General features: G+C 46.3%; 7 protein-coding genes. 3 read left to right on the top strand and 4 right to left on the bottom strand.

From position 1 onward, the window contains the following. Positions 1-11 precede the first annotated feature (11 nt). Positions 12-1,355, bottom strand: coding sequence for an MBL fold metallo-hydrolase (locus IRJ16_RS21845; RefSeq protein WP_194113953.1), 1,344 nt, complete (start codon positions 1,353-1,355; stop codon positions 12-14). A gap of 240 nt (positions 1,356-1,595) precedes the next feature. Here IRJ16_RS21845 and IRJ16_RS21840 point away from each other — a divergent pair, with 240 nt between their 5' ends. Continuing rightward, complete coding sequence (locus tag IRJ16_RS21840; protein ID WP_194113951.1) at positions 1,596-1,973, top strand: hypothetical protein; 378 nt, start codon at positions 1,596-1,598, stop codon at positions 1,971-1,973. A 66-nt stretch (positions 1,974-2,039) separates the two neighbouring features. Here the strand turns inward: IRJ16_RS21840 and IRJ16_RS21835 are convergent, their stop codons facing one another. Then, positions 2,040-4,103: a M13 family metallopeptidase gene (locus tag IRJ16_RS21835; RefSeq protein ID WP_228080408.1), complete on the bottom strand. Its 2,064-nt coding sequence runs from the start codon at positions 4,101-4,103 to the stop codon at positions 2,040-2,042. A gap of 669 nt (positions 4,104-4,772) precedes the next feature. Further along, positions 4,773-6,158: a dihydrolipoyl dehydrogenase gene (gene lpdA / locus IRJ16_RS21830; RefSeq protein WP_194113949.1), complete on the bottom strand. Its 1,386-nt coding sequence runs from the start codon at positions 6,156-6,158 to the stop codon at positions 4,773-4,775. A 322-nt stretch (positions 6,159-6,480) separates the two neighbouring features. On the opposite strand from lpdA, the gene IRJ16_RS21825 reads away from it, so the two are divergent. Both IRJ16_RS21825 and IRJ16_RS21820 read left to right on the top strand, forming a co-directional pair. Beyond that, positions 6,481-9,819 (top strand): TonB-dependent receptor, encoded by a 3,339-nt coding sequence (locus IRJ16_RS21825; protein WP_194113947.1) that lies wholly within the window; start codon positions 6,481-6,483, stop codon positions 9,817-9,819. A 35-nt stretch (positions 9,820-9,854) separates the two neighbouring features. Then, a complete protein-coding gene (locus IRJ16_RS21820; protein WP_194113945.1) occupies positions 9,855-10,898 on the top strand; it encodes a DUF4394 domain-containing protein in 1,044 nt (347 codons plus the stop codon). Between the two features lie 183 nt (positions 10,899-11,081). Here the strand turns inward: IRJ16_RS21820 and IRJ16_RS21815 are convergent, their stop codons facing one another. Beyond that, positions 11,082-12,263, bottom strand: a complete 1,182-nt coding sequence (locus IRJ16_RS21815) for an AIR synthase related protein (RefSeq protein WP_194113943.1) — start codon at positions 12,261-12,263, stop codon at positions 11,082-11,084. Positions 12,264-12,793: the final 530 nt, after the last annotated feature.

Raw genomic sequence — 12,793 nt, 5'->3', positions numbered from 1 at the left:
AACCTTTTACCTCAATGAGACTGTAAATACTCCGTAACCACTTCACCCATATCATAAACCGGCACATTGGTGATCTTGGCCGCTACAATACTGCTGCCTGCTGCCGAACGGTAACCGGCCGCGCAATGAACTACAATGGCTTTATCGGTCGGGATCTCGTCCAAACGCTCTCGCAGTTCGGGTAGTGGGATGGTCAGGGCGTGATCAAAAGCTTTGCCGCTGTTGATCTCGGTCCAGTTACGGGCATCTATTAGTGTATAGTTTTCGGGGTTGGCTTCAAAAGCTGTCAGGTCGAACGCCGGAGAGGTTGCCGTTGTCAAACCCTCAGGGACTATTTGGGCTGATAGGATATTTTTCTCGTAACCGATCTTAGCCGTTTTGCGGATCACCTTTTCCAGGCTTTCAGCGTCGGTAGCCATCAGGTAAAACTGCTCGTCGGGGTTGATGATCGATCCCAGCCAGGTCTCAAATTTGCCGCCATCTTGCAGGTTGATAGCTCCCGCAATGTGGCCTTGCTTAAATTGAGCCGCCTGACGGGTATCAATGATCACCACGCCTTCTTTAAAAGTACGGTGATCCACACGCGGAACGGCCAGTATATTGGTCTCAAAGCTATCGGCTCCCTGTTTGTTCAGCTCCACATCGTAACCAAAGTATCGCGGGGCGAAGGGTTGGTCGGCGGTCAATAGTTCAACAAATTGTAGTTCGTCCATCAGTTGCAAGGCGTAGTTCTCGCGTATCTCCCTGCCAATGGTACTGCTTAGGTCCGGACTCATATTTTTACCACAAAGCGATCCCGGGCCGTGTGCCGGATATACAGTCACATCATGCGGTAGCTTCATCAGCTTTTGACGGGTGCTGTGATACATCTGTTTAGCCAGGTCCTCTTTTTGGGCGGTGATATTACCGGCGCTTTCACGCAGATCCGGTCGACCAACATCGCCAACAAATAAGGTATCGCCTGTAAAGATGGCGGTCTGCTTACCGGTCTCGTCCTCTACCAAAATACAGATCGAATCAGGCGAATGGCCGGGGGTATTTATCGACGTTAATTTAATGTCACTCAGTTGGATAACGTCGCCGTCATCAAAAGTGTTATGCGGATATTCGGCACCTACCAGTTTGCTCACGTAAATGGTAGCCCCGGTGGCCTGGTGTATCTCCAGGTGCGAGCTTACAAAATCGGCATGGGGGTGGGTCTCTATCACGCCAACAATGTCTGCAAGCTGCAGCGTAGCAAAATCGTAGTAGGGCTGCGGGTCACGGGCAGGATCGATCACGATCATGCTGCCGTTGCGGATAACCGCGTAAGAGGCATGCGCCAAACCCGTATCATAAAATTGATGTATGATCATTTGGCGGCAAAGATAGCGGTTTAGTTAAAAGCGGTGAAATAGGGTAGGTGGTTTAATTGTCAAATGTGAGGGGAGAGGGATATAAGGCTTAGTAAGTGCAATCGATAAATTTATTATTTTGCAAAAAAAAACATGAAGAAATTTTTACTTATAATCTTTTTAATTCCCTTTCTGGCGGCCGCCCAAAATTGCAAGACTATAGAGAATAGTGTCACAGGCAAAACAAAAAAAATAGGATTATTGAGATTCTCTCCCCAGAATTTCCCGACTGTGAATTTGATCAACGAGGGTGACGGAAATTATAACTTAGGCTATGCGATGAAATGCTCATCGGCTCGGGTATTGCCCGAAAGCATTTATCTGATCTTAACTTTTGATGACGGCGTAACTAAAAAGATCAGCATCAAACAAACATCAACCGACCATCTGGATGAGCAGAAAGAGTTTTACGTTTTCCTCTCGCCCATTGCACTCGATGATCTGCTATACTTCAAAAACCACTTGTTAACTTCATTTCATGCCAGCCTGACCGGAGATGATCAGCTTGAAGGTATCATAACCCTGCCGAAAAGTGCAGGAACGATCGTATCTCAAACAGCGGCTTGTGTGACCGAGTAATAAAAACAAACAAAGCCCCCAACTCTCGTCAGGGGCCTCGAAAAATATCAAACCGAGAAACCGGAATTACCAGATCCTGATCCTGTCCTCGGGCTTTTTGTAAAGCTTGTTGGTTGGTTTAATATCGAAGGCATTGTACCAGGCATCGATGTTGGTCAGCGGTGCGTTGGTGCGGTATTCTTCGGGCGAGTGCGGGTCGGTCTGGATACGTTGCGCGGCCGATTCCGGGCGTTGCGAGCTTCTCCATACTTGTCCCCACGACATAAAGAAACGCTGATCTGGCGTAAAGCCGTCTATCTTCACATTGCTTTGGCCTTGCTTGGTCTTTTTAAAGGCAGCGTAAGCTACGTTCAAACCGCCAAGATCGGCAATGTTCTCGCCTTGGGTCAGTTTACCGTTCACGTGGATAGTATCCAGCACAGTAAAAGCATTGAACTGCTCGATCACTTTGTTAGAGCGCTCCAAAAATTTGGCAGCATCCTCTTTGGTCCACCAGTCGCGTAAAGCGCCGTCGGCATCGTATTGGCGACCCTGGTCATCAAAACCGTGGATCATCTCGTGACCGATAACGGCACCTATACCGCCGTAGTTCATGGCATCATCAGCATCAAAATCAAAGAAAGGCGCTTGCAGGATGCCCGCCGGGAAGGTTATCTCGTTACGGGTTGGGCTGTAGCTGGCGTTAACGGTCGGCGGGGTCATGCCCATGCGGGTCTTGTCTACCGGTTTGCCTAGGCGATTAACGTTCTCGTTATAACGCCAAACGCTAATGCGTTTTAAGTTGCCATAGTAATCGTTACGGTTGATGGTCAGTCCGTTGTAAGTTTCCCATTTATCAGGGAAGGCGATCTTCACCGAGAACGACTCTAATTTTTTCAGGGCGCGTTTCTTGGTCTCGGCGCTCATCCAATCCAAAGCCTGGATGCGCTCGCCTAAGGTCACCTTCAAGTTGTTTACCAGTTCCAACATCCGTGTTTTAGCGGCCTGCGGGAAATGCTTCTCCACATACAGCTGCCCTAACAGGTCGCCAAGGCTACCGTCTACCAAACTGGCCATACGCTCGTTACGCGGGGTTTGTACTTTTTGGCCGCTCAGTGTGCTGCTATAAGCAAAGCTGGCGTTAACGAACGGCGAGCTTAACGAACCGGCATTGCCACGCAACAGGTTCCATTTCAGCAACACCTGTATATCTGCCGGTGAAACAGCGGTAAGCAGGCTATCCACCAGTTTCACCATCTTAGGCTGAGACACCAGCATGCTATCCTGACCGGTGATCTTAGAATCGGCTAAGATCTGGCGGAAGTTAAGGTTGGTGAACTGCTTGCTGAATTCATCGATGTTCACCTTGTTGTAGTTGCCGTTAGGATCGCGCAGTTCTACACGACTTTTTTGCCTTTCGGCCATCTTTTTTTCCAGGTTGTAAACGGTATTGGCATTCTTGTCGGCATCCGCTTGCGATACGCCGGTCAGCACGAACAGGTCGGCTACGTATTTTTTGAACGCGGCTTGTATCTTCAGGCTGCGGGCATCGTTTTTCAAGTAGTTGTCACGGTCGGGCAAGCTGGTAGAACCCGCGCTCGCACTTACGATGTAAGTATCCGGGTGTTTAGAGTCCTGGCCAACGCCAACACTTACCAAACCACCGCCAAGTCCGTTAACACGCTGATAGCTCAATTCTTTAACAATGGCTGCCGGAGTACTCAAAGTACCAAGGCGCTCCAGATCGGCACGGATAGGAGCGTAGCCACGCTTCTCGATAGTCAGGGTATCCATGGCGCTGGCATACAGATCGCCTACGCGTTGTTTAACGCTGCCCGGGGTTTGCTTGCCTTTGCCGGCATCCACCAAAATGGCTTGTACGTTCTTGTTGTTGTTATCACGCAGTACGGTAAATGTACCATAGCGTACCTCTTTAGCGGGGATAGGGTTGCTTTTTACCCAGTTGCCGTTAGCGAAAGTAAAAAAGTCATCGCCGGGAGGGACGGTCTTATCCATGTTCTTATCCTGGATAAAGCGGCCGCTGATGGGCTTAGGCGACGAATGCTGCGCCATAGCCTGCGTGGCCGTGAGCACACCGGCTGTAACACATACCGCGCCGGCGGCCATCAATTGTTTAAATTTATTGGTCATCGTTTTTTCTTAGGGTGGTAAATATATCGTTTTACGAAATTGGGTGCAAGTGCGAAGGTCACCCGAAAGCTGAGCTATTCAAGATCGTTACGTTAGTTCAGGAATTGTGATAATATTTTTAGTAATTTGTTTGCGAATACTAAAAGTGTTTTGTATATTTGTGTGTGTCCGTTCGGGATGCAATTTAACGGGTTTCGGTTCTGAAGGTCGTTTTCTACAAATTCATTTTAGTCGTTGCTGTTTTTATTTGCTGAGGTCGGTGGGTGGATCTTTTAGCATATCTCTTTGCGGCGTCCTTGTTTTTCTTTCTGTTATTCGGGTTTGGGGTCGGATGGGTTGGTGGTATTCGTGGTGTTGGTGGTTCGGGGTGTTCTTTGACGTGTTATTATTTTGTCTGAACCGGATTTGGGGGAATTAAGGAATTGGCAGGAATTGGGATGCTTTCTGTAGAGACACGATACATCGTGTCTGGCATTTGCAAGGTGGACCTGCATAGCTTTGGCGTCACAGACGCCGGGATCATGTTAAGCACGCGTCACAGACGCGCGCAAGTGATAGGGGTAAATTAAACAAAAAAACGGCCCCGGATAATTCCGAAGCCGTTAAAATATACTAAATGGTCAGTTAACCAAGCCTGATCACTGATCGACCGGTCACTGATCACCAAATTTACAAGTGTATCACCTCGCCATACGCATCAGCGCAAGCTTCCATAATGGCTTCGCTCATGGTTGGGTGCGGGTGTACCGCTTTGATCATTTCCATACCGGTAGTTTCCAATTTACGGGCCACTACGATCTCGGCTATCATTTCGGTCACGTTAGCACCGATCATGTGAGCACCAAGGAACTCGCCGTATTTGGCATCAAATATCACTTTAACGAAGCCGTCTTTCGCACCGGCAGCGCTTGCTTTACCCGAAGCCGAGAATGGGAATTTACCTACTTTCAGTTCGTAACCGGCAGCTTTAGCAGCTTTCTCGGTCAAACCAACTGAAGCGATCTCAGGCGAGCAATAAGTACAGCCCGGGATATTGTTATAGTCGATAGGCTCGGGGTGGTGGCCTGCGATCTTCTCTACGCAAGTGATACCTTCGGCAGATGCTACGTGAGCCAAAGCCTGGCCTTTGACGATATCGCCGATGGCGTAAACGCCTTCGATATTGGTTTTGTAGTAGTCGTCAACCAACACCTTGCCTTTGTCGGTCTTCACGCCAACTTCCTCAAGCCCAATGCCTTCGATGTTGGTAGAGATACCTACGGCAGATAATACTACCTCGGCCTCTAATACCTCAACACCGTTAGCGGTCTTGACGCTAACTTTGCAAAGTTCGCCGCTGGTATCAACAGACTCCACATTAGAGCCGGTCATGATGTTCATACCCTGTTTTTTCAGGATACGGGCCAGTTGTTTAGAGATCTCTTCATCCTCTAACGGAACGATGTTATCCAGATACTCTACCACGGTAACTTTGGTACCCATGGTATTATAGAAGTAAGCGAACTCGATACCAATAGCGCCCGAACCTACCACTACGATAGATTTTGGTTGCTTAGGCAAATTCATGGCCTGGCGGTAACCGATGATCTTTTTGCCATCCTGTTTCAGGTTAGGCAACTCGCGCGATCGGCCACCGGTAGCCAGGATGATATGTTTGGCGGTATAGTTCTTTACGGTGCCGGCGTTGCTCACCTCTACAGTGCCTTTGCCTTTTAACTTACCGAAACCAACTATCACGTCGATCTTGTTCTTCTTCATTAAGAACTGAACGCCTTTGCTCATGCCATCGGCAACACCGCGGCTGCGTTTTACAACGGCCTCAAAATCGGCCTCGCCGCCTTGTACTTTTATACCGTAATCGGCAGCATGGTTAAGATATTCAAAAACCTGGGCGCTTTTTAACAAAGCTTTGGTAGGGATACAACCCCAGTTAAGGCAGATACCACCAAGCGACTCGCGCTCGATAACGGCGGTCTTTAAACCTAATTGAGAAGCGCGAATGGCGGCTACATAACCACCCGGCCCGCTTCCAACAACAATAACATCGTAATCCATAGTGTTGATCTATATTGCTTTTAAAATTGCAGCCAAAGCTAAACAAAAAGCCCGAAAAGCCAAAGGCGGAAGGCCTTACGCAGAATTTTGACAAACCAATAGATATGAGAATAGAAAGCGCTTTTTTTTATCGTTAAAAATACAATTATTGCGATCCACGCAAATAATGTTACTAAAACGAGTAGTGTACCAACACATCTGATACTGAATGTGTAAAAGATCTAGCATTTATTAACATTAACTTAACAAAGCGTTGGAGCGGCTTTTGTATCTTTGTGGCAAAATATATAGGTATATTAAATTCACTAAACAAACAACAAGCATGAGAAAACAATTACTTGTACTTATCGCTGCTTTTTTTGTTACCGCCAGCGCATTTGCCCAGGTAACTACCAGTAGCATGACAGGTACGATCAAGGACTCTAAAGAGACCCTGATCGGTGCTACCATCAAGGCTACCTTCCTGCCAAGCGGAACGGTGTATGGAACAGCTACCAGAGCTGACGGTCGTTTTGCCATACAGAACATGCGTTCTGGCGGTCCTTACACCGTAGAGGTTAGCTTTATCGGTTATCAGCCGCAAAAATTCGAGAATGTAACCCTTAAACTGGGCGAGCCTTACGTATTGAACGTGACCTTAGCGCAGACAGGTTTAACCTTGAACGCGGTGAACATCGTAGCGAACAACCCGCAGTCTGTTTTAAATTCAGATCGTTCAGGTTCTACCACTAACTTAGGCACTCGCGAGATAATGACCTTGCCAAGTGTTACCCGTAACATTAACGATCTTACCCGTTTAACCCCGCAGGCAAGCAGCAATGGCCAATCTATCGGTGGTGGTAACTATCGTCAAAACAACATTACTGTAGACGGTGGTAACTTTAACAACCAATTTGGCATCGGTACTAACTTACCTGGTAACGGTAACCCGATCCCTTTGGACGCGTTAGAGGAGATATCAGTTAACATGAACCCAAGCGACGTTCGTCAATCAGGTTTCATCGGTTCTGCTATCAACGCTACTACCCGTTCTGGTACAAATGAATTTTCGGGATCGGCTTATTATTACTTCCGTAACGAGAATCAGGTTGGTACAAAAGTACGTTCTTACGCAGAATTGGTACCTGCAGCACAGGATGTAAAGATCATGGGTGCGCGTATTGGTGGCCCGATCATCAAAAACAAATTATTCTTCTTTGCTAACATCGAGAAAGGTGAGCAGCCTGGCGCTACTTCATCTTTCCGTGCTTCATCTGCAGCAGAGCCTTTCCCGGCTACAACCGGCGTTAACCGCCCTACAGGTGCCGAGCTGGACGAGATCAGCAAGTATCTAAGAGATACTTACGGTTACGAGACCGGTGGTTATCAAAACTATGGTTACAAAACCGAGCGTTTGAACATTGTTGGCCGTTTAGATTGGAATATCAACGACAAGAACAGGTTTAACGTGCGTTACAGCCGTTTAGAAAGCAAGACCCCATCGTTCTTGAGTACTTCAACAAACCCGCTGACCGGTACAGTTTATCCAGGTGGTGGTAACCGTGGCGATAACAACGCTTTGGCTTTCCAAAATTCTAACTATTTTACCGAGAATAACTTCTACTCTTTATCAGCAGAGTTGAACTCGAATTTCCTGACCAAATTTGCTAATACTGCCAGGTTTACCTACAATAACCAGAACGAGCCACGTAGCAGCGACAGCCAGATATTTCCATTTGTGGATATCTTGAAAGATGGTCGCCCTTTCACTTCGTTCGGTTACGAGCCTTTTACTTACGGTAACTTACGCGATGTACAATCATACTCTTTTGTTGATTACGTACAATGGACAGAAGGTCGCCATAACTTATTAGCAGGTGTTCAGGCAGAATTTGCTAACACCAGAAATGGTTTTCAACGTTTTGGTACCAGCTATTATATCTATAACAGCTTCGAGGATTTTAAATCTGCAAATAACCCGGATCCGGCTTTGCGTGTAAATCCATTAGCTTATGCGCGTACCTTCTCTTTAAGCGACGGTTACAAACAAGCGTTCCCTACATTTAAAACACAAAACTACTCGGTATACGCACAAGACGATTGGAACGTGAGCGATAAGTTACGTGTATCGTTAGGTGTACGTGGTACTTTATACTCTTACACGCAAGATGCGCTGACCCACCCATTGGTAGCCGGCTTAAACTTTGCTAACGGTGAAAAACTGAACACCGGTGCTTTGCCTAAATCAGCATTTTTGATATCGCCTCGTGCAGGTTTCAACTATGATGTTAAAGGCGATCGCAGCATTCAATTGCGTGGTAGCGCAGGTATCTACTCTGGTGGTATCCCTAACGTTTGGATCGTAAGCCAGGTGAGTGATGCAGGTATGGTGCAGTTCTCGCAAGTTATCCAGGGTCAAAGCTCAACACCTGGTCCGTTCAACCCTAATATTGACGCTTACTTACCAGCTACCCCTCCGGTTGCAGGTACCTCTATACCAAGCGCATTATCATTTATCAGCCCCGACATAAAAGCTCCGCAAACTTTTAAAGCAAGTTTAGCCGGTGATTTTAAATTAGGTTACGGTTTCACCGGTACCATTGAGGGTTTATATAACAGAGACTTCAGAACAGTTAAATTCCGTAACCCTAACTTAGTTGAGCCACAAAGGCTGAACGTAGAAGGTTATGCTGATAACCGCATGATCTATCCTAATGCTGTTGGCGAAAAATACATCAACGTGATCAACTCTGCAGGTCAATCGGTAGCTAACAATGCAGGTAACGCAAGCCAGTTAGGTACTTATGTGTTAGACAACGCTAACTCTGGTTATTACTGGTCTGTTATGGGCCGTATCGAAAAACAATTCGGTCGTGGTTTTTCAGCTTCATTAGCTTACATTCGCAGCGAAGCTAAAAGCTTGTTCGATGGTACAGGTGATCAGCCTTCAGGTTCGTGGTTAGGTACTACATCGGTAAACGGATCAAACAACGTAGAAATGGGTTATGCCGGTTTTGTTGTTCCTAACCGTATAGTTGCCAGCTTAACTTACCGCAAAGAGTACTTGAAACACTTAGGTACTTCGGTAACGTTGTTCTACGATGGCTCTAATCAAGGTCGTGTGTCTTACACTTACAGCACAGACTTTAACCGTGATGGTGCTAACGCCGACCTGATCTACGTGCCAAAAGATCCAAGCGAGATAACTTTCACTCCGTTCACTGCTGGTACTGCGCCTAACGCGGTTACTTACACGGCACAACAACAAAGTGATATCTTCTTCCGCTACATCGAGCAAGATCCTTACTTATTATCGCGTAAAGGCAAATATGCCGAGCGTAACGGTGGTTTGTTGCCATGGTTCAACCAGTTAGATGCTAACTTCTTCCAGGATATATTTGTGAACCTGGGTAATAAAAAACGTAACACTTTACAGTTCAGCGTTACTGTCGAGAATTTGTTGAACTTTATTGACAAGGATTGGGGTGTACGTAAAACGATCACTCAAGCGCAAGTATTGGTGCCAACCAACCAGGCCAGCTTAACTCCGGGTGGTTCTACCAAACCAACCTTCAGGTTGAACTTTGACGGTAGCCAGCCGAACGCGGTAGTTACCCGCGACGTGGTTAACTTCACTTCTACTTACAGAATGCAGTTTGGCTTACGTTACATCTTTAACTAATTAATTAGATAAAACAGATCATTTATATTATATATATGAACAAAAGATCAATTAAGACAAACATCCTGATGGCAGGGTTATTGTCTGTAGTGGTAGCCTCGTTCAGCTCTTGCCAAAAAGAAGAGTTCGTTTACAACGAGAACACTGTTACCAAGCCAAGCATCACTTTTGTAGCGCTGACCAGTTCATCGTCTACCACGCCAAGCGCGCTGATCCGTTATAACTCAAATGGTGTTACTGTAGCAGCGCAAGCTGCTACCAGCATCACTGGTTTGCAAACAGGCGAAAGCATTGTAGCTATCGACTACCGCCCGTCAAACAAATTACTTTACGGTTTGGGCAGCACCGGTCGTTTATATTCACTGACCAACGCCGCCGGCGCTTATGCTACTGTTTTAGTAGGTGCTATCACACCGGCCCTTAGCGGTGGCGGCGTAGCCGCTTTCGACTTTAACCCGGTTGCTGATCGTTTAAGGATCATCACCACTACAGGCTTAAATTACCGTGTTAACCCTGCTGATGCTACCGCCATTGTTGACGGTGCTATTAATAACGTGGCCAACGCGGTAGTTACAGGTTGCGCTTACACCAACAGTGTAAGCCCTGCGCCAACTACTACCGAATTATTTAGCCTTGACGTTGCATCACAGCGTTTATATAAGCAAGATGCTAACGCCGGTACTTTAACTGTAGTTGGTTCTTTGGGTAACACACCAATGCCGGTAAATACCCCTGGTTATTCTACGGCTTATATCACTAACATTAACAATGCAAGATTAGCGGCTGTAGGTGGTTTTGATATTTCAACTTCGGGTGTTGGTTTAGCGGTGTTCTCACCTAACAATCAACCTGCGATCCCTGTTGGTGGTATCGTAGCTGCGGTTGCGGCTACGCCTACTGCTCCTGCTGTTGCTGCTAATCCTGGTAGTGCAGTGAGCGCGATAACTAATAATCCATCGACTTTATTTAAGATCGATCTGCAAACAGGTAAAGCTACCGATCTTGGCGTTATCGCTATTATCGGTGCGTCTAACGAAGCTCCTGCTGCAAACATCATTGGTTTGGCTATCCTTCCGTAACCGGAAATATCAAACTGATATAAAACAAAAAAACCCAGACGATGAGTCCGGGTTTTTTTGTTTTATATCAGTTTGAACTTAGTTATTGTTGATGAATTTAAAACAATGGTTCAGGCAAGTGGTTCGGCTTTAACCTTTAACCTTTAACCTTTAACCTTTAACCTTTAACCTTTAACCTTTAACCTAATTATAAACGAACTCGCCAAACTCTGATGTCACGGTCACTTGCTTTTTATCAGCAGCCTCTACACGACCAATGATCTGCGCATCCACATTAAAGCTTTTTGATATAGCGATCAGGTCAGCAGCGATCTCTTCAGGAACGTAAAGTTCCATGCGGTGGCCCATGTTAAATACCTTATACATCTCTTGCCAGCTGGTGCCCGATTCTTCCTGGATCAGTTTGAACAGGGGAGGAACAGGGAATAGGTTATCCTTAATAACATGCACATCGTTAATAAAGTGGAGTACCTTGGTTTGCGCGCCGCCACTGCAATGCACCATGCCATGGATCTGTGCACGATATTTATCCAGCATTTGTTTAATAATAGGCGCATAGGTACGGGTAGGGGATAATACCAGTTTACCTGCGGTGATGGTCTCGCCGTTGCCGATATCGATCAGGTCGGTCAGGTTCTTACTGCCCGAGAATACCAGATCCTGCGGAACGGCCGGGTCAAAGCTCTCCGGGTAGTTATTGGCGATACCTTTATTAAACACATCATGACGGGCAGAGGTTAATCCGTTAGATCCCATGCCACCGTTATATTCGGTTTCGTAAGTCGCCTGTCCGTATGATGCCAGGCCAACGATCACGTCGCCGGGTTGGATGGTATGGTTAGAAATAACATCCTCACGTTTCATGCGGCAGGTAACGGTCGAGTCCACGATCACGGTACGTACCAGGTCGCCAACGTCGGCAGTTTCACCACCGGTAGAGTAGATGCCAATGCCGGCTGCGCGTAGGTCGGCTAATACTTCTTCGGTACCATTAATAATAGCAGCGATAACTTCGCCGGTGATCAGGTTCTTATTACGACCGATGGTTGATGACAATAGTATATTATCTGTAGCGCCTACACAAAGCAGATCGTCCAGGTTCATGATCACCGCATCCTGCGCAATGCCACGCCATACAGAGATATCGCCTGTTTCTTTCCAGTAACTATAAGCTAAAGACGACTTGGTGCCGGCACCGTCGGCGTGCATAATGTTGCACCATTCGGCATCGTTACTTAATATATCGGGGATGATCTTACAAAAAGCCTGCGGGAAAATGCCTTTATCGATGTTCTTAATAGCGTTGTGTACATCATCTTTGGATGCCGATACACCGCGCTGATCGTATCTGTGAGAAGAATTCATAGGCAAATATACAGATACCCGCTAATTATTGATGGATAAATTGCCGGTAAAGTCAGCCCGAATGATGGTATGATGCTGAGACCTATTATATATAGTATATATATACAGTGGGCGGATCTTTAAGGTATCAGGACGTTTGTTGTGCTTTTTAGCCGGTCAAAATAACTAATATAGATGATATGCAAGGCCTATTAATAAGGAGTAACAATTTAGTCTATTGTACATAGTATAAGTGTGACAAGGTAATATCCGGTGTGCCTGGTGTTATCACCTCATTTTTTAAGGCTGAATTGCAGTGTGTTATAAGTACAATAAGGATAAATGTTGCAAAGCGTTTGGATAAGCCGTTTTGATCCGTACCTTTGCAGCCCCGCAAATAAGGAAAGCGGGATGTTATTTGAAGTATTAAGTGCAACGTTTGAACGATAAAAAAGTTCAAATAAAATTTCAGAAAAAGAAAAAGGTTGTTACCTTTGCAGCCCCGCAAATACGAAAAGCGGGGACGTTCTCTGAAAGGAAAAAGGAAGAAA

Origin of the sequence: Mucilaginibacter myungsuensis, from assembly GCF_015222005.1 — a bacterium.
GTDB lineage: Bacteria > Bacteroidota > Bacteroidia > Sphingobacteriales > Sphingobacteriaceae > Mucilaginibacter > Mucilaginibacter myungsuensis.
Note: the sequence above shows the minus strand (reverse complement) of the source record. Positions and strands in the feature narration are given on the sequence as shown.